This is a genomic window from Roseinatronobacter ekhonensis (assembly GCF_900499075.1).
Lineage (GTDB): Bacteria > Pseudomonadota > Alphaproteobacteria > Rhodobacterales > Rhodobacteraceae > Roseinatronobacter > Roseinatronobacter ekhonensis.
On sequence record NZ_UIHC01000001.1, the window covers coordinates 129,669 to 147,691 of the forward strand.

The 18,023-nt window shown below is 61.5% G+C and carries 17 protein-coding genes and 1 tRNA gene; 5 read left to right on the top strand and 13 right to left on the bottom strand.

The window, feature by feature from the left end:
• Nucleotide 1: 1 nt before the first annotated feature.
• The 6 genes from ybeY to ROE7235_RS00660 form a co-directional block, all read right to left on the bottom strand.
• Nucleotides 2–550 carry an rRNA maturation RNase YbeY gene (ybeY, locus tag ROE7235_RS00635; RefSeq protein WP_121092719.1) on the bottom strand — a complete coding sequence of 183 codons (549 nt, stop codon included), beginning with the start codon at nt 548–550 and terminating at the stop codon, nt 2–4.
• Complete coding sequence (locus tag ROE7235_RS00640) at nt 522–1,520, bottom strand: PhoH family protein (protein ID WP_370743406.1); 999 nt, start codon at nt 1,518–1,520, stop codon at nt 522–524. The genes ybeY and ROE7235_RS00640 overlap by 29 nt, the downstream gene beginning before the upstream one ends.
• A gap of 201 nt (nt 1,521–1,721) precedes the next feature.
• Nucleotides 1,722–2,927 carry a TsoY family (seleno)protein gene (locus ROE7235_RS00645; protein ID WP_121092720.1) on the bottom strand — a complete coding sequence of 402 codons (1,206 nt, stop codon included), beginning with the start codon at nt 2,925–2,927 and terminating at the stop codon, nt 1,722–1,724.
• 153 nt (nt 2,928–3,080) lie between these two features.
• Complete coding sequence (locus tag ROE7235_RS00650; RefSeq protein WP_121092721.1) at nt 3,081–3,857, bottom strand: enoyl-CoA hydratase-related protein; 777 nt, start codon at nt 3,855–3,857, stop codon at nt 3,081–3,083.
• A gap of 69 nt (nt 3,858–3,926) precedes the next feature.
• Nucleotides 3,927–4,388: a cytochrome c-type biogenesis protein gene (locus tag ROE7235_RS00655; RefSeq protein WP_121092722.1), complete on the bottom strand. Its 462-nt coding sequence runs from the start codon at nt 4,386–4,388 to the stop codon at nt 3,927–3,929.
• A complete protein-coding gene (locus tag ROE7235_RS00660; protein WP_121092723.1) occupies nt 4,385–6,361 on the bottom strand; it encodes a heme lyase CcmF/NrfE family subunit in 1,977 nt (658 codons plus the stop codon). Before ROE7235_RS00660 ends, ROE7235_RS00655 begins: the two co-directional genes overlap by 4 nt.
• A 182-nt stretch (nt 6,362–6,543) precedes the next feature.
• Here ROE7235_RS00660 and ROE7235_RS00665 point away from each other — a divergent pair, with 182 nt between their 5' ends.
• The 3 genes from ROE7235_RS00665 to thpR all read left to right on the top strand — a co-directional run bounded on the left by ROE7235_RS00665 (nt 6,544) and on the right by thpR (nt 9,449).
• A complete protein-coding gene (locus ROE7235_RS00665) occupies nt 6,544–7,455 on the top strand; it encodes an AAA family ATPase (RefSeq protein WP_121092724.1) in 912 nt (303 codons plus the stop codon).
• 146 nt (nt 7,456–7,601) lie between these two features.
• Nucleotides 7,602–8,864 (top strand): vWA domain-containing protein, encoded by a 1,263-nt coding sequence (locus ROE7235_RS00670; RefSeq protein WP_121092725.1) that lies wholly within the window; start codon nt 7,602–7,604, stop codon nt 8,862–8,864.
• Between the two features lie 3 nt (nt 8,865–8,867).
• Complete coding sequence (gene thpR, locus ROE7235_RS00675) at nt 8,868–9,449, top strand: RNA 2',3'-cyclic phosphodiesterase (protein WP_147434143.1); 582 nt, start codon at nt 8,868–8,870, stop codon at nt 9,447–9,449.
• Here thpR and ROE7235_RS00680 read toward each other — a convergent pair.
• Nucleotides 9,428–10,135 carry a M48 family metallopeptidase gene (locus tag ROE7235_RS00680; RefSeq protein ID WP_121092727.1) on the bottom strand — a complete coding sequence of 236 codons (708 nt, stop codon included), beginning with the start codon at nt 10,133–10,135 and terminating at the stop codon, nt 9,428–9,430. The genes thpR and ROE7235_RS00680 overlap by 22 nt on opposite strands.
• Nucleotides 10,136–10,247: 112 nt before the next feature.
• Here ROE7235_RS00680 and ROE7235_RS00685 point away from each other — a divergent pair, with 112 nt between their 5' ends.
• Both ROE7235_RS00685 and ROE7235_RS00690 read left to right on the top strand, forming a co-directional pair.
• Nucleotides 10,248–10,562 carry a TIGR02300 family protein gene (locus tag ROE7235_RS00685; protein WP_121092728.1) on the top strand — a complete coding sequence of 105 codons (315 nt, stop codon included), beginning with the start codon at nt 10,248–10,250 and terminating at the stop codon, nt 10,560–10,562.
• Between the two features lie 93 nt (nt 10,563–10,655).
• Nucleotides 10,656–10,731: transfer RNA gene (locus ROE7235_RS00690), tRNA-Ala, on the top strand.
• Between the two features lie 40 nt (nt 10,732–10,771).
• Here the strand turns inward: ROE7235_RS00690 and ROE7235_RS00695 are convergent.
• The 6 genes from ROE7235_RS00695 to urtA all read right to left on the bottom strand — a co-directional run bounded on the left by ROE7235_RS00695 (nt 10,772) and on the right by urtA (nt 17,678).
• Nucleotides 10,772–11,707, bottom strand: coding sequence for a DMT family transporter (locus ROE7235_RS00695; protein ID WP_245963839.1), 936 nt, complete (start codon nt 11,705–11,707; stop codon nt 10,772–10,774).
• Nucleotides 11,708–11,726: 19 nt separating this feature from the next.
• On the bottom strand, nt 11,727–12,422 hold the full coding sequence (urtE, locus tag ROE7235_RS00700; protein ID WP_121092729.1) for an urea ABC transporter ATP-binding subunit UrtE: 696 nt from the start codon (nt 12,420–12,422) through the stop codon (nt 11,727–11,729).
• Between the two features lie 3 nt (nt 12,423–12,425).
• Nucleotides 12,426–13,166, bottom strand: a complete 741-nt coding sequence (gene urtD / locus ROE7235_RS00705; protein WP_121092730.1) for an urea ABC transporter ATP-binding protein UrtD — start codon at nt 13,164–13,166, stop codon at nt 12,426–12,428.
• Nucleotides 13,163–14,347, bottom strand: a complete 1,185-nt coding sequence (gene urtC, locus ROE7235_RS00710; RefSeq protein WP_121092731.1) for an urea ABC transporter permease subunit UrtC — start codon at nt 14,345–14,347, stop codon at nt 13,163–13,165. Before urtC ends, urtD begins: the two co-directional genes overlap by 4 nt.
• 4 nt (nt 14,348–14,351) lie before the next feature.
• The gene (gene urtB / locus ROE7235_RS00715; protein ID WP_121092732.1) at nt 14,352–16,325 is read right to left on the bottom strand and encodes an urea ABC transporter permease subunit UrtB; all 1,974 of its coding nucleotides are present in this window, start codon (nt 16,323–16,325) and stop codon (nt 14,352–14,354) included.
• Between the two features lie 66 nt (nt 16,326–16,391).
• Nucleotides 16,392–17,678, bottom strand: coding sequence for an urea ABC transporter substrate-binding protein (gene urtA / locus ROE7235_RS00720; protein WP_121092733.1), 1,287 nt, complete (start codon nt 17,676–17,678; stop codon nt 16,392–16,394).
• Nucleotides 17,679–18,023: the final 345 nt, after the last annotated feature.

The window sequence follows — 18,023 nt, forward strand, 5'->3', positions numbered from 1 at the left end:
GTTAAAGGGGCAGCTCGGCCCCAAGTTCATATGGGTTTTCAATCCCCATGCTGGCAAGTATCGCGATCTCTGTTTCTTCCATAAGCGCGGCATCTTTATCACGGATATGGTCATAGCCCAAAAGATGTAACACCGAATGAACGATCAAGTGGGTCAGATGCGCGGCGAAGGGTTTGTGCTGCGCGGATGCCTCGCGCTGACAGGTTTCGAACGCCAGCGCAATATTCCCAAGTGATTCGGGATCATCCGCATCACCCGGTGGGGGCAGATCGGGGGTGCCGCCGTCGGTTTCCGAGGTCAAATCCCATGCAGGCCAGCTTAGAACATTGGTGGCTGTCGCCTTGCCGCGAAACTGGTCGTTCAGCGCCGCGATTCGCGCATCGTCACAAGCCAGTATCGCGATTTCGTACCCCTGTGTTGGCAGGTCCAACCGCGCCAGCGTGGCTTGCGCGGCGCGCTTGGCTACGTCTTGAAGCACGGACAAGTCCCAATCGCCAGCCTCATGCACGATGTCGACAAGGTCAGGCACCCGTTCCCTCGTCCTTCTCATAGGCGCGGATGATGCGGGCGACCAGCGGATGGCGCACCACGTCCGAAGAGGTGAAATAGCTGAAGCGGATGCCGTCCACCCCGTCCAGAATACGCTCCGCCGCGCGCAGGCCCGACTGCACGCCGCGCGGCAGGTCGATCTGAGAGCGGTCGCCGGTGATGACCATGCGCGAGCCTTCGCCCAGTCGCGTCAGAAACATCTTCATCTGCATTTCGGTGGCGTTCTGCGCCTCGTCGAGCAACACGAACGCATTGGAAAGGGTGCGCCCGCGCATAAAGGCCAGCGGTGCGATCTCGATCCGGCGTTCTTCCATCAGCTTGGCGAGTTGCTTGCCGGGCAAAAAGTCGTTCAGCGCATCGTAGAGCGGCTGCATGTAGGGGTCGACTTTCTCCTTCATGTCGCCGGGCAGAAAGCCCAGGCGTTCGCCCGCCTCGACAGCAGGGCGCGACAGGATGATCTTGTCGACATGGCCATCCGCGAACATCTGCACGGCAACGGCAACCGCGATGTAGGTCTTGCCTGTGCCCGCTGGCCCGATGCCGAAATTCAACTCTGCATCCAGCAGGGCGCGGGTATAGGCCTGTTGCGCTTCGGTGCGGGGGGTGATGGTTTTCTTGCGCGTCCGGATTTCCAAGCGGCCTGCGCGGAACATTTCCATCTGCTCTGGGGCGGCCTCTTCGGCATTGCCCAGCCGGATCAGCGCGGCGATGTCGCCATGCTCCAGCGAGCGGCCCTCACCCAGCATCTGATACATGGATTGCAGAACGTCGCCCGCCTCTGTGCGGGCATCCCCCATGACGGCGAGTTGATTGCCGCGGCGCACGATCTGCACGCCAAGCTGGCTTTCGATCTGGGTTAGGTTGCGGTCATATTCGCCACATAGGTCTACCAGCAGGCGGTTGTCGGCAAATTCCAGATGCATGGTCGCATCATCTTCCCCGGCGGCGGGGGTCACGGCACTGATACCCAAGCGGGTCTCCCATCTGAAGGTGTTTGGCCTGATGTAATGCTGCCAAGCGCGCGGCCCAGTTGCAAGTGTTCTTTCGGCTGCGCGCAGGGTTTTGCCCACCAGATGGACGGGTCAGTTGCCCTGGTTCCGCAAGATATTGCCAGACTTACGAAAAACGCGCGGCCCGATGTGGGCCGCGCGCGAAATCTGCCTTGGGGTGGATTATTCGGCTGGAACCGCTTCTGCGCCTTTGGGCGTGCCGAAATGGCGGCGGTTCAAAAGCAACACCAGCCAGACCATGGCGAATTGTGCTGCAATCGCAAGTGCCGTGATCACCCAGAAAGCAATGCCGAACTTGTCCACGATACCGGCTTTGACCAAGCCGTTGTTCAGGAAGAACTGCATCATCACCGACAGCGCAACACCGGGGCAGATCAGAGCATAGGCACCGGCGGAGTTTTCCGACCCGAAGAGGAACCGGCCCGCATAGCCTTGCTTCACAAGCACCAGACCGCCGAAGAGCAAGATCGCAAATTGCGCGCCCAGAAGCTTGGAGGTCAGCGACAGCGTGGCACCGGCCCCGCTCTCAACGCCGAAATGCACCCCGAACCCGTGAGCCTGACGCAGCATCAGAATGCCCAAGACCGTCAGCAGCGGCACGATGATCAGCAGCGTCGGCGCAGTATCGGCATTGGCGCCGTTTTCCATCATGGACCGCAGGCCAAGGATCATGGCGACCACGGCGATCAGTGCGCTGGTCATCAAAAAGAAGGTAGAGATCGCGATCGAGGCGCCTGCAACCGTTGCGCTTGTGCTCATCGCGGCAGGCGCGGCCATGCCGACACCGACCATTGAAAAGGCAAAGGCGGGCAGGATCTGGCCAAAATTGTTGTTGGCTGCGCAGTTAAAACCGCCTTCGGTCAGGACGCGCCCAAGGAAGTTGCCATACTGTTTCAGGGCCAGAACGCCAATGGCAAGGAACGCAACCATCGCCAGCGGGAACAGGTATTCCACGATGGACCACAGGTCCGGCACGAAGACCAGCCCAAGGATAAAGCCGCCATTGACCGCCATTGCCAGCGCCAAGGGCAGAGCCAGCACTTGGCTTTGCGCGTTGGTCTTGGAAAAGGTCTGGAACGCGTCGGTTTTGCGCCATGCGCTGTAGCGTTGCAGGTTCCAGATCAAAAGCTTGATGTTCTGGAACGCGAAGAATGCGATCCCGGCCATGGCAATGACCAGCATTGCCTGTGTCAGCGGATTGCCTTGGGCGAATGCGGCCATGATGTCTTCGAACACCGGAACGGTCTTGCCGGGATGCGGAATCCAGAACATCAACCACATGAAGAATGTGACAGTCAGGCCGCCCGCGCCAACAGAGGCCAGGAAGTAGAGCGGCGAATAGGTTTCGGATGGTTTGCGGGTTGGCATGTTGCCCTCCTATTACATTTAAAAATATGAATATGACAATGTTTAGCGCCGATTGCACTGCGACGCACGGTCGCAGCGCGGTTGGTGCCATGAAAAAACGGCCCGAAACAGGCCGTGATTCAGTGAAAAATTGTGAAAGCCGTTCGGCGGGTGTCAGCGCCCTTCGAACTTCGCGGGCCGCTTTTCTAGAAAAGCCAAGACGCCTTCCTGGAAATCGCGGGTTTTCCCCGCTTCGGCTTGCAAATGCGCCTCCAGTTCCAATTGAGTGTCCAGCGGGTTCGACAGGCTGGCGCGCAACGCATTGCGAATATTGCGATAGGCAATCGTTGGCCCGTCGGCCAAGGCGCGCGCGCGCTCCATCCAGAGCGCCTGAAACGCCTCTTCGGGCGCGCATTCCCAGATCATACCCCAGTCGACCGCTTGTCGCGCGGTAATCCGCTCGGCGAAAAGCATGGCCCCCATCGCGCGGGCAAAGCCCACCTGTCGCGGCAGAAACCAAGTGCCGCCCGCATCCGGTATCAGCCCGATTTTGGAAAAAGCCTGAATGAAGACCGCATCCTCGCACGCGATCACGACATCGGCGGCCAGCGCCAGATTGGCACCCGCACCGGCGGCTGGTCCGTTCACGGCGGCAATAACCGGCACCGGCGCATCATAGATTGCGCGCAGCATCGGTTCATACTCCTCGCGCAATGTGCGTTCCAGGTCGATATCTGCGGCGCTTCCGCCATCGCCCAGGTCCTGACCCGAGCAAAACGCCCTCCCGTCGCCTGTCAGCACCAGCACACGGGCGCGCGTTGCAAGGTCTTTTAACGCATGGGTCAGTTCCGCGCGCATCTGGCGGTTCAGCGCATTCATCATGTCGGCGCGTGCCAGCGTGATAATGCCGATGCCGCCGTCTTCGCGGGTTGTGATCGTCTGATAGTCCATGATGCCCTCGCGCCTGTTCTGGCGGGATAGTGGCGCAAAGACGGGGCAGGGGAAAGCCCGGACCTTGCGTTACTCTTTCAGCAGTTCATCCAGCCGCTTTTGCTCGTCAGGGCTTAGGCCAGTCGTCTCTGACTTGGCCCTGGCACGGCCCCGCAAGTAGAACACGGCCCCACCAAACGCGATCAGGAACAGGGCAGGGGCTGCGACCCAAAGCAAGATATTGCTGCCCTGCGTGGTCGGGCGCAACAGCACATATTCACCGAAGCGCTCGACCAGAAAGGCAATCACCTCCTCGTCGCGATCCCCGGCCACCAAGCGCTCGCGTACCAGAATGCGCATATCGCGGGCCAGATCGGCATTTGACTCGTCGATCGACTCGTTTCGGCACACAAGGCAGCGCAGCCCCGTAGACAAATCGCGCGCGCGCAGCTCCAGCACGGGATCATCAAGGATCTCGTCGGGTTGCACGGCAAAGGCCGGGCCGGTGAGCGCAACGATCAGCGCAATGGCGATGGCGTGGCAGATCCTCATTCTGCGGGCACTGCATTAGGGCTTGTGCGCTTCTTGGCACCCGCCGCGACACGGTAACGCCGGTCGCTCAGCGACAAAATCCCGCCCAGCGCCATCAGCGCACAGCCCATCCACAGCCAGTTGGCAAACGGCTTGATATAGGTGCGCACGGCCCAACCGCCATTGTCCTGCGGGTCGCCAAGGGTGACGTACAGGTCACGGTGAATCTTGTAGTTGATCGCGGCCTCCGTCGTCGGCATGCCCGCAATCGGGTAGAAGCGCTTTTCCGGCCGCAGGATAGAGACAGGCTCGCCTTCGCGCGTAGCTTCAATCACACCCATCGTGGAGGTATAATTCGGGCCCTGAACGCGCTCGACCCCGGCCAGCGTCAGCGTGTAGCCGCCCTTGTCGAAACTCTCGCCAATCTGAAGCACACGGATATCTTCGCTTTCCCATCCTGTTAGGGCAGCCACGGCAAACACGGTTATCCCAAGCCCGGAATGCGCTGTCGCCTTGCCCCAATCGGCGCGCGGCAAACGTCCGAGTCTGCCAAGCCGGTGCGCGATTCCGCCACGGCCCGTCCGCATCCAAAGATCGGTCGCTGCGCCCATCACAACCCATAGGCCAAGCGCCACGCCAACTGGCACAATAGCAGAGCTTCCGGTTTGCATGGCCCAGACCAGCGCGCCCATGGCCAGCGCGAAGGCGGCCAACCCCCAAAGCGGGCGCAGGGTGCGCGACAGGTTCCCGCGTTTCCACGGCAGCATTGCGCCGATCGGCAGGATCATCGCCAACGCGACGGCGAATGGCGTGAAGGCTGCATCGAAAAAGGGCGGACCGACCGACAACACGCGGTCGAAAACCATTTCCGACACAAGCGGCCACATGGTTCCGATGAACACCACAAAAGACGAAACCGCCAGAAGCACGTTGTTCATCACCAAGGCCGATTCGCGGCTGACGGTCGAAAACACACCCTTTGCTTCCAGCTCGTTTGCACGGAACGCGAAAAGCGTCAGCGCTCCACCAAGGAACACGCCCAGAATAACCAGAATGAACACGCCACGGTCGGGATCCGTGGCGAAAGCGTGCACGGATGTCAGCAGCCCTGACCGGACCACAAAGGTTCCCATCAACGAAAAGCCAAACCCGAGAATGGCCAGCAGTATCGTCCAGCTTTTCAGCGCCTCGCGTTTCTCCACCACGATGGCCGAGTGCAACAGCGCTGCCGCGAACAGCCACGGCATAAGACTTGCATTCTCGACCGGGTCCCAGAACCAGTAGCCGCCCCAGCCAAGCTCGTAATAGGCCCACCAAGATCCCAGCGCGATACCGATGGTCAGAAACACCCAGGCCGCCAGCGTCCAGGGGCGCACCCAACGCCCCCATGCGGCATCCACCCGGCCCTCTATCAGTGCGGCCACTGCAAAGCTGAACGCCATCGACAGGCCCACATAGCCCAAATACAGGAAGGGCGGGTGAAAGGCCAAACCAGGGTCTTGCAACAACGGGTTCAGGTCGGTCCCGTCAAAAGGCGGCTGCGCCAACCGCGTGAACGGGTTGGATGTGAAAATCGTGAACGCCATGAAAGACGCGGTCACGGCGGATTGCACCGCAAGAACCCGCGCTTGCAGGCTGCGCGGCAGGTTGCCCCCGAACCATGCGGCGGATGCGCCGAATAGTGTCAGGATCAGCACCCAAAGCAGCATGGAGCCCTCATGGTTGCCCCAAACGCCCGACAATTTGTACAGTAGCGGCTTCAGCGTGTGCGAATTGTCCACCACCAGCTTGACCGAGAAATCCGACACGACGAAAGCATATGTCAGCGCGGCATAGGCAAAGGCCGTCAGCGTGAATTGCACACTCGCCATGGGAGAGGCCACGCCCATCCAGTCACGCCAGCCCTTGTGCGCGCCGACCAGCGGAATGACGGATTGTGCCAGTGCAACGGCAAAGGCAAGGATCAGGGCGAAATGTCCGAGTTCTACTATCATGGCTCTGGTCTTAGCTTACGGGACGGGCTTGGCAAAGCATTGATAGCATATCCCGATGCGGTCAAGGGTCACAGGCGCGTCAGCCCCGGCTTGTCCAATGGTCGCAAGCGGCTCCTTACGGCCTTGACCGGCGTCACGCCCCGCGCCAGCGTGGGACAGTCAAGCCGCAAAGGGCCATTCGTATGACAGACTTGCCGCAGAGCATCGACGCCACGCAAAGCATGCTCGCGGGGCAATCCTATCTTGCGGACCGTGCGCTTTCGACAGTGCTGTTTCTGGCGCTCAAGCTTGGTCGCCCCATCTTCCTCGAAGGCGAACCGGGAACCGGCAAGACCGAAATTGCCAAGGCTCTCGCCACCGCCCTCGGTCGCCGGTTGATCCGCCTGCAATGCTATGAGGGGCTGGACGCGGCATCGGCGGTCTATGAATGGAACTTCGCCGCGCAGATGCTCGCCATCCGCAGCGCCGAGGTCACGGGCGATAAAACCGACCTGCAAAGCCGTCTGTTCGGTCCCGACTACCTGATCGAACGCCCGCTTCTGGATGCTCTGCGCCCCCAGCCGGGTGGTGCCCCGGTTCTTCTCATCGACGAAATCGACCGCACCGATGAACCGTTCGAAGCGTTCCTGCTCGAAGCTTTGTCGGAGTATCAGGTCACGATCCCCGAGCTTGGCACCGTGCAGGCCGCGACGCCGCCCATCGTGATCCTCACCTCGAACCGCACGCGCGAAGTGCATGACGCGCTTAAGCGCCGCTGCCTGTATCACTGGGTCGATTACCCCGCGTTCGACCGCGAACGCGACATCCTGCACGCCCGCGCGCCCGAAGCCTCGGACACCCTCTCGCGCGAGGTCGTGGCCTTCGTCCAGCGCCTGCGCAGCGAAGACCTGTTTAAAAAGCCCGGCGTCGCCGAAACCATAGACTGGGCCAAATGCCTGCTCGCGCTGGATGTGATCGAACTCTCGCCAGAGGTGATCGCGGACACGCTCGGCGCGATCCTCAAATACCAAGACGATATCGCCCGCCTGCAAGGGTCAGAGGCAAAGAAAATCCTCGACGAGGCCCGCCAGTCCCTCGCACCCGCCAATGCCTGACCCGTCATGAGTTTCATCCTTGCCCAAATATCCCGGGGTGAATGGCGCGCGCCAGCGCGCCAGAGGGGCAGCGCCCCTCATTCCTGCCGGGGCGCAGCCCCGGCGCACGTAAAGGCGTGGGGCGCAGCCCCTCCGCTAGGTTAGCCATGGCGAACTATACCGATCTGGACCTGCCTGACGATGGCAAACTCCTTGACAACATCGCCCATTTCGCGCGGGCGTTGCGTCGTGCTGGCCTGCCCATCGGGCCGGGGCGGGTGCAAACCGCCATTCAGGCGATTGCGGCGGCGGGCTTTGATCGCAGGGCCGATTTCTACTGGACCCTCCACGCCGTTTTCGTCAACCGGCCCGAGGAACGGCAGGTGTTCGGGCAGGTTTTCCGGCTTTATTGGCGCGACCCGCGCTATCTGGAACACATGATGTCGATGATGCTGCCTGCAATCCGCAATGTCGCGGAAGAAAGGGCAGCCGCCTCTGCCGCCAAGCGCGCCGCAGAGGCGCTTCTCGACGGTGCGGAAGCGCCCGATCTGCCATCCGAACCCAAAGACAGCGACGAGACAGAGATCGAGATCGACGCCTCGCAGACAGCCTCGGGTGAAGAACGTCTGCGCAGTCTCGACTTTGAGCAGATGTCGACAGAGGAAGCGGCGACCGCGCGCCGCATGCTGGCGCGCCTGTCGCTGCCGGTGAAACCTATAGCAACCCGCCGTCATGCGCCCGATCCGCGCGGGCGCAAGCCTGACTGGCGGCGCAGCCTGCGCGCCGCGGCAAGGTCGGGCGGCGAATTGCACAGCCTGCACCACCAGACGCCCCGCACGCGTTGGCCCGCATTGGTTGTGCTGTGCGACATATCCGGCTCGATGTCGCAATATTCGCGTATGGTGCTGCATTTCGTGCATGCCGTGGCCAACCGTCAGGGGCAGGGCTGGGCCAAGGTTCATGCCTTTACCTTTGGAACGCGGCTGACCAATATCAGCCGGCATTTGCGTACCCGTGATGTGGACAGCGCCCTGAATTCAGCCGGGGCAGAGGCGCAGGACTGGCAGGGCGGCACCCGCATCGGCGGCTGTCTGCGCGCCTTCAACGTGGATTGGTCGCGCCGTGTGCTGGGGCAGGGCGCGGTCGTGCTGCTGATCTCGGACGGGCTGGACCGTGACGACCCGGCGCTTCTGGCGCGCGAAATGGAACGGCTGCATCTGTCGGCGCGGCGGGTGATCTGGCTTAACCCGCTGTTGCGCTGGGACAGTTTCGCGCCGCGTGCGCGCGGCATCCGCGCCATGCTGCCGCATGTCGATACGTTCCGGGCCGCACATTCCATCGCCTCGCTTGAAGCGCTCGCTGATGCCATTTCCGACCCGTCCGATCATGGCGAAAAAGCTCGTCTCATGGCGCTTTTGTCAGACAGATAAGTCTTGGCCCGGTGCGTCGAATCCGGCACCGTGCCAGCCATGATGCGCTGTTTCCTTGGTTTTGAGATTCCCCCGCATATCGGCGCGCAGCTTTTGCTGCAAAGCCACAGATTGCCCGTGGCCCGTACGCAACCGCCTGAAAATTATCACCTGACGTTGGTCTTTCTGGGCGAGCAGCCCATGGATGTGTTGCAAGATATAGACCTAGCGCTGGAGCGTTTTGACGCTCCATCCGTGTCGCTGGTATTGAAGGGGCTTGGATTGTTTGGTGGAACGAAACCGCATAACCTGCACGCATCCGTTGCGCCAAACCCCGCCTTGCAGCACCTTCAATCACGGTTGGAAACTCTCGCCCGCAGTTTTGGGGTGAATATTCCGCGGCGCAAATTCACGCCGCATGCGACGCTTGCCTATTTGCGCCCCTCGGATTTTGACCACGCCGAGCTCGAACGCGCGATTGCGCGCGGTATGGGCTTTGAAACAGAGCCATTCATGCCCGATGCGATCAGCCTGTTCCGCGTGCACCAGGGCAAACATGGAAACCGTTACGATGCTGTCGCACACTACCCGCTGTCGAACCTGTAGGCGTGCAAGGCCGCGCCGTGGGTCCGCAACCAAGCGCGGTGATCAGCGTAGTCGGGCATGACCTGCGCGACGCTGGCCCAATAGGCGCGCGAGTGGTCCATATGGACCAGATGCGCGGCCTCATGCGCGGCAACGTAGTCCTGAACCACTGGCGGGGCCATTGCCAGCCGCCAGCAGAACATCAGCCGCCCCTGCGCGGTGCACGACCCCCAGCGCGAGCGCGTGTCGCGCAGGCTGACCGCCGTCACGCGGCGCCCCAGCGCCGTGGCGTAATGCTCTGCTTTGGCGACCAGCAGGTCGCGGGCGCGGGTTTTCAGAAACGCAGCCACGCGCGCGCCGGTCTGGGCTGCATTTTCGGGCACAATCAGCCGCGTGTTGTCCAGCACAACATGAGGCGTCGGGCCGGGTGTGATCTTGCGCAACACCCCGTCAACCGGAAGCGATGTTCCGGGTGCCACAGCCACCAGCCCCGGCGCACGCGCGACGGCGGCCCGCAGCCAGCTTTCTTTCTCTGACAGGAAGGTCATTGCATGGCGCTGCGCCAGCCCGCGCGGTATATTCAGCGTGATCTTGCCGTCCAGCCCCGACACCCGCAGTGACATTTGCCGCGCGCGGCTGGAGGACCTGATTTGCACGGTAAGTGCAGGCTCGCCCGGCAAAACGATGGTTTCAGAGTGTTGCGGCATGTCGCTTTGGTCAATTATTGGCTATGGGGCGCGCCAGAGGGCTTTACAGGCGCGCATCCTTATGGCACGGCACGCCCTTGCATGAAAGACCAGCCATCGAAGGGGCCATCTCATGACCAATCCCGACTGGGGCGTGAAGCGCATCTGCCCGGAAACCGGCAATAAGTTCTACGATCTGAACAAAAGCCCGATCATCAGCCCCTATACCGGCAAGACCGTCGTCATCGAAGCGCAGGAACGCCGCGCCGACGAGGCCAACGCCGCGATGAAAGCCAAGGCCAAGAAGGCCGCCGAGAATGATGACGAGGAATTGCTGGTCGATGACGAGGATTCGTCCGACGTCAATGACGAGCTTCTGGAAGACGACGACGATGATACCGTCGCCTTGGACGACCTCGCCGATGTCGCCGAGAAGGACGACGACTAATTCGTCAAAACCCGCGCGCGCTGTCGATTTTCCGCTTGCACTGTCAAACCGGCTTTCGTAAGACGCGCGCACCAAGCCGAGTGGCTTGGAATTGGGGCCTTAGCTCAGCTGGGAGAGCGCCTGCATGGCATGCAGGAGGTCAGCGGTTCGATCCCGCTAGGCTCCACCAATTTCTTTTAGTTCACAAGGTTGCAGTGTTCCCCGGCAGGTTAAACTGCGGGAGTTGTCACTGGACGTTGTTTGCCAAGGTTTAACCAGTTCGCAGCAAAGATCACTGCGGCGCCCAGAAACACGAACGGGTCCAGTGCTTCGGCATAAAGCCACATGCCCACCAGCGCGATGATGGGCAGGCGGAAGAACTCCATCGGGGCAACGATCGTGGCGGGCGCCAGCCCCAGCGCTGACGTCAACGAATAATGCGCGCTCAGTCCCGTCAGCCCGACCAGCCCGATCCAGCCCCAGATGGCCGGACTGGGCCATGTGAACCCGCCCCATTGCGCCAGTGTCAGCCCGAACAGGGTTTGCGAGGCGGTCATCCAGAACAGCACGCATAGAACGCTGTCATGGCGCATGATGCGTTTGGTCAGCATCAGGTTCATGGCAAACCCGATCGCGCAGAGCACCCCGGCCAGATGTCCGCTTTCCAACGGTTGCAGCCCTGGTTGCGCTACGATCAGGATGCCCGCAAAACCAAGTAGCGCCACCCATAGCCTGCGGCGTGTGAATATTTCGCCCAGCACCAAGGGCGCAAGAACCGCAACCCAGACCGGCATGGTGAATTCCAGTGCGACAAGCTGCGACAGTGGAATGGCCATGATTCCGTAAAACCACAGGTTTTGGCCCGCAAAGTGAAAGATGTTGCGCGCCAGATGCAGGCGCGGGCTGGTTGGGCGGATCGCGGGCCAGACCGCGCGCCGGTGCAGCGACAAGACCAAGGCGCCGATGATCACAAAGCCGATCAACGAGCGCCAGAACATCAGCTCGAAGCTGTTCAGCTCTGCCTGTATCGCCCGGCCCGATATCGCCATCAAGGTAAATGACGCAATCGCCCCGCACATCCACAAGGCGGCCTTGAAGGGCTGTGCATCTGGCAAGGGCGGAGCTTGGGCTGTCATGCGCGTCAGAAGGCGGGCAAACGCCCCCAAGGTCAAGCCTTGGCGCGCGTCAGATCGACACTTCGGCCAACAGTTTTTCGCGCGTGACTTGGGCCGCAGGCGCGGACAGCCGCACCTCGCCACGGTTTATCGCAACAAACTCGTCGGCCAGATCATAGGCAAAATCGAAGAACTGTTCGACCAGCACGATAGCAATCTCGCCCTCGTCGCGCAGTAATTTAATGACCTCACCAATCTGCTTGATGATGTTTGGCTGGATACCCTCAGTCGGTTCGTCCAGCAGCAGCACGCGGGGCTGTGCGATCAGCGCGCGCGCGATGGCAAGCTGTTGCTGCTGCCCGCCCGACAGATCGCCCCCGCGCCGCGCTCTCATTTGCTGCAATACGGGGAAAAGCTCGTATATGCGCGGCGGAATTTGGTGCTGTTCGCGTGGCAGGCAGGCAAAGCCGGTTTCCAGATTCTCGGTCACGGTCAACAGCGGGAAAATCTCGCGCCCCTGCGGCACATAGGCAATGCCCGACTTTGCCGCTTGCGCTGCGTTCAGATGCCGCAATTCCTGCCCATCCAGCGTGATCGTTCCGCCCGAATAGGGGTGGCGGCCCGCAATAGCCTTGAGCAAGCTGGTCTTGCCCACCCCATTCGTGCCCATTACCGCCGTCACGGCACCCGGACGTGCGACAAGGTCGATCCCGTAAAGGATTTGCGACGCCCCGTAATGCAGTGTCAGTTTGTCCACACTCAGCATGGATTATCGCCCCAGATAGACATCAATCACCTGTTGGTTTTGCGTGACATGGTCGAGGCTGCCCTCGGCCAGCACAGACCCTTCGTGCAGCACTGTGACCTTGCAATTCAGCCGCCGGATGAATTCCATGTCGTGTTCGATCACCACCACCGCGCGGGTTTTGGCGGCCCGCGTCAGCAATTCGGTCGTGTGTTCGCGTTCCGCAGGCGTCATGCCCGCAGCGGGTTCATCGACCAGCAGCAACCGTGGGTCTTGGGCCAGCAGCATCCCGATTTCCAGCCATTGCTTTTGCCCGTGGCTCAGATCGCCGGCGCGGCGGGGCAGGGCATCGGACAGCCCGATTTCATCGGCAAGTTCTGCAATCCGCGCGCGCGCCTGTCGGTTGGTTTTGTAAAACAGCACATCGAACGGCCCGCGCTTGTTTCTCAGCGCCATGGCAAGGTTTTCGCGGACGGTCTGATCCTCGAACACCGTCGGTTTCTGGAATTTGCGGCCAATGCCCGCGCGGGCTATGGCGCTCTCACTCATTCCCAGCAGGCTCAAGGACGCCTCTCCCCACAGCACGCGCCCCTCATCGGGACGGGTTTTGCCCGTCACGATATCCATGAAGGTGGTCTTGCCCGCGCCGTTGGGGCCGATGACCGCGCGCAACTCGGGCTCGCCAATCGCAATCGACAGGTTGTTGATGGCGCGGAACCCGTCGAATGTGACGGACACGCCGGACACTTCCAGAAGCGCGCTCATGGTTTCCTCACCAGATAGTCGAACAGGCCGCCGATGCCTTTGGGAAAGAACAGCGTGACCGCGACGAACCCAAGGCCCAGCAGCACCAGCCACCAATCGGTCCAGACGATTTCGTAAAAACCAAGGTTGATATTCGGCGCGCCGCCGCCGGTGAACCAGCTTGACAACAGGCTGACCGTCGCCGCCCCGATGACCGCGCCGTAAAGCCGCCCGCGCCCGCCGATGGCAACCCAGACGGCAAGGTAGATGGAGGTGATCGGCGCAATCTCTGCGGGGTTGATGATGCCTGCCTGCGGGTAATAAAGCGCGCCTGCAATCCCAGAGACAATGGCCGTCGCGGTGAACACCACCAGCTTGTAGCTTTCGACATGGTAGCCAAGGAACCGCACGCGGGATTCGTTATCGCGGATGGCGCGCACGACCGACCCGAATTTGCCCGACACCAGCCACGCAAACAGCAGGTAGCCAAGCCCCAACGCCAAGGCAGAGGCCCAGAAGAACCACAGTGCGATGGTCGATTGCGGCAGGTGCAACAGGCCGGGAATGTTCTGCAAGCCAGATAGACCATTGTTGCCGCGCAGGCCGGTGTCGTTCTGGAACAGGTAAAGCGATAGCGCGAGCGTCATGGCTTGGGTCAGGATTGACAGGTAAACGCCTGTCACCCGGCTGCGGAACGCGAGCCAGCCGAACACCAGCGCCAGCAGGCCGGGCACCAGCACGATCAGCAACAGTTGCAGCGTCAGGCTATGGGCAAACCCCCAGATGAAGGGCAATTCGGTGCTGCCCACCACGCTGAAAATCTGCGTGGCAATGGCGTCGCGCACCTCGCCCTCAGTCGCGGGGATTGGGGCATTGGCCAGAGATTCCCGCACGATGCCTTCGGTGCGGGCATACATCAGCCACATGCCGATGCCGTAGCCGCCAAGCCCGAAGAACGCGAAATGTCCAAGGCTGAGGATACCGCAATAGCCCCAGACCACGTCCATCGCGACCGCGATCAGGCACAGGCACAGCGTCATGCCCAGAACTTTCAGGAAGGAAGTCGAGATGACGCCTACCCCAAAGCCCTCTGCCAGCGCGCTGATGATGATGGTGAAAAGTGCCAGCAGGCCCAGAAACCGCAACACGGACGGGTTTTCCGACAGGAATCCTTTGCGCGGGGCGAGTGTTGTTTTTGCCATGGCGTCAGTCCCCCGCCGCGCGGCCTTTGAGGGCGACAATGCCCTTGGGCCGGAACTGGATGAACAGGATCACGAACAGCACCATGAAGGTTTGTGCGGCTAAGGTGTTCGACGGGTTGAACCACTCGATCCCCTTTTGCAGGAACCCGATCAGTGATGCGCCTGCCAACGTGCCCCAAACATTGCCCACGCCGCCGACAACCACGGTCATGAAGCTTTGCACAATGTAGCTGGCCCCCATTTCCGAAGTGACCTGCGCATATAGCCCGATGGCCACGCCCGCGATACCGGCAATGCCAGAGCCCAGCCCGAAGGTCAGCATGTTGATGCGGTCGGGGTTGATGCCCATGCTGGCCGCCATGCCGGGGTTTTGCGTAACCGCGCGGACCTCTAGCCCCAGCCGTGTGCGCTTCAGGATATACAGCAATACGCCCAGAAAGATCAGCGCCAGCACGAAGATCGCAACGCGGATCGTGCTGATGCCGACAATATCGTTGAAGGTGATCGCACCGCCCAGCCAGTCTGGCGCGGTCAGCGGGCGCGCCTGCGTGCCGAAGATATTCTTGGCCAATTGTTGCAGCGCAATGGAGATGCCGAAGGTCGCCAGCAGTGTTTCCAGCGGGCGGGTATACAGATGGCGGATCACCGCGCGTTCCATCGCAACGCCAGCGCCAAATGTCACAAGGAACGCCAGTGGCAAGGCCACCAGCAGGCTGATCGTATAATCGGGGATGAACAGTTGCACGACATAGCCTGTATAGGCGCCCATCATGATGAATTCGCCATGCGCCATGTTGATGACGCCCATCACGCCGAAGGTGATGGCAAGGCCGATCGCGGCCAGAAAGAAGATCGACGCCAGCGATAGACCGTCCAGCACCAGATCGGCCATCTGATAGGTTGCGATTGCTTGCGCCGTGCTGTCCAGCGCGTCTTGCGCCGCAGTGGTGATTTCTGGATCATTGAGGACATACTCGTCGTAAAAGACATGAGCGGCCACGGCTTGCGCTGCTTCGTCGGGCGCGGCGCGTGGGGGCACGGCGCCCGCGTCTTCCAGCGCCTCATAGGCCTCGATGCGCGCCATCGGGTCACTTAACCGGCCAACGGGCACACCGCCGACGCGCCCATCCACGATATTTTCGGCCAGTACGGCGCGCAGTTCGGACGGGGTTTGCGCGGGCTCTGCCAGCCCTGCATCGACCAAATCTGCATACGCTTCGGCTTGGGTCAAATCCTCGCCCACTGTGAGCACTCTGGCAATATTGGCGCTCTCTGGCAGAGACGGGGCCACTTCGGTGCGTGTGGCGGTCAACTGGTTCAGGACCCCGCGCGCCTCGATGCTTGTGTCGCCGCCAAGTGCTGCGATGGCCTCCAGCCGTTCTGCCCGCTCCGCGCCGAATTGCGCGGTCAGCAGCAGAAACAGCCGTTCTTTGCGGGTTTTCAAGTCCGGGTCGGGTTCCTGCGCGATACTGTCGGCCAACGGCGCGATCTGGCTCGCCTCGGCGCTGCGTGAAATGGCGTCCAGCGCAGCTTCGCGGCGCGCGCGTTCTGGCGCGTTCAACTCAAACGGCACAAGGGCTGCGGCGATCACGCGGCGCACACCGGCATTGGCGCGGATCTGGTCCACGTCGCGGCTGGATACGTCTGCCACAGCGGCACCCGTATCGACGTCAATCAATCGGACAAGGTCGCCCGCATCCTCGGCGTAGAAAAATAGTCCGTCCTCTGGGCGTTGGACGACCTCGCGCGCCTCGTAGCGGCGCAGGAAATCCGCGGCGCCCGGACGGCCATCGGCCAATAGCGCGTCTGCCACGGCGCCGAAGCTGCGACGCGACGGGCTGGCAAGCTCTTCGGCGTATTGTTGCAGCAAGGGTTGCAATGTGTCTTGCGCGACTGCAGCGCGCGGCGGTGCTGTCAAAGCCAACATGGACAAGACCAAGATCGCCAGTGCGCGTGACAAAACGGTGCGAAGGGGCATTTCGGGTCCGAATCTTCGGGTGAGGGGAAGGCGCGCGCCAGACACCTGGCGCGCGCCGAAGTCGGTTTAGTAGTTCGAGGTCAACTGAACGCAGGTCTCTGTCTCGGTATTATACATGCCGCATTCGAGGGCCTGCCAATCGCTGGTCAGAACCGCGCTTTCCGGCAGGAAGTCGGTCCAGGCATCGCCCGGCACTTCAGTGGTCTGGCTGATGATGTCGAACTGGCCATCTTCGCGGATTTCCCCGATCAGAACGGGCTTGGACAGGTGGTGGTTGGCGTTCATCACCGCTGTTCCGCCGGTCAGGTTGGGGTATTCCTGCCCCCACATGGCTTCGCGCACCGCGTCCACATCTGTGGTCCCGGCAGCTTCGACCGCGTTCACCCACATATTGAAGCCGATGTAATGCGCTTCCATCGGGTCGTTGGTCACGCGGTCTTCGCCTGCAAATTCCTTCCACGCGGCTACGAAATCGGCGTTGATCTCGGTATCGGCGGACTGGAAATAGTTCCACGCTGCCAGATGTCCGGCCAAGGGTCCGGTATCGAGCCCCGACAGTTCTTCTTCGCCGACAGAGAACGCGACGACGGGTATATCGGCTGCGCTGACACCCTGTGCGCCAAGCTCTGTGTAGAAGCCCACATTCGCATCACCGTTGATGGTCGAGATCACACCGACCTGCTTGCCGCCAGCACCAAGTGCCACCACGTCGGACACGATGGTCGACCAGTCGGAATGGCCAAAGGGCGTGTAGTTCACGAAGATGTCTTCGGCCGCGATGCCCTTGTCCAGCAGATAGGCTTCCAGAATGGCATTCGTGGTGCGTGGGTAGACATAGTCGGTGCCCAGAAGCGCAAAGCTTTCGACGCCCAGTTCTTCAAGGAAATAGTCGACCGCCGGGATCGCCTGCTGGTTCGGGGCTGCACCGGTGTAGAACACGTTGCGCGAGGATTCTTCGCCCTCATACTGCACCGGGTAGAACATCAGTCCGTTCAGTTCTTCCAGCACGGGCAGGGCGGATTTGCGGCTGACGGAGGTCCATGCGCCGAAAATCACGTCCACCTCGTCGACGGTCAGAAGCTGACGGGTCAGTTCGGCAAACAGGGGCCAGTCAGAGGCGGGGTCAACAACCACCGCTTCCAGTTGACAGCCCAGCACGCCACCGGCTTCGTTCTGCTGCTCTATCAGCATCAGCATCACGTCGCGCAGCGTGGTTTCGGAAATCGCCATGCTGCCCGACAGCGAGTGCAGCACGCCGACCTTGATCGGGTCTGCGCAGTCTTGGGCGATCGCGGGGGCGGCGACCAGCGCGGTGCTGGTGGCCAATGCGGCAAGCAAGGATCTGTGGGTCATGGGAAGCAGCTCTCCTGTGTCAGTGCTATCTCGCCACAAAAGGTTCCGCGCAGCGCGCGACCCTGCTAAGCTGACAAGACAGCAAATAGTGTTGTCGCCGTCCGGTGGGTCGTGGTCTGCCAAGATGTGGCCCGCTGGACGGTGTTTTGCCCCGATCGGGCTGTCGCGATAAAAGCCGCGCAGGGGGGGAGTGCCAAGTTGGGCTGGGCCTTGTAGGTATAGGATGCCCCGTATGGCATGCAGATTGGGCAGATTAAGCCCGCTATGATTAAAATTTTTGCAAACGCAGAAGGATATTGCCGCAGCGCAGCGGGGGCCGCGACCTGACGCCTGTCAAACGCGACT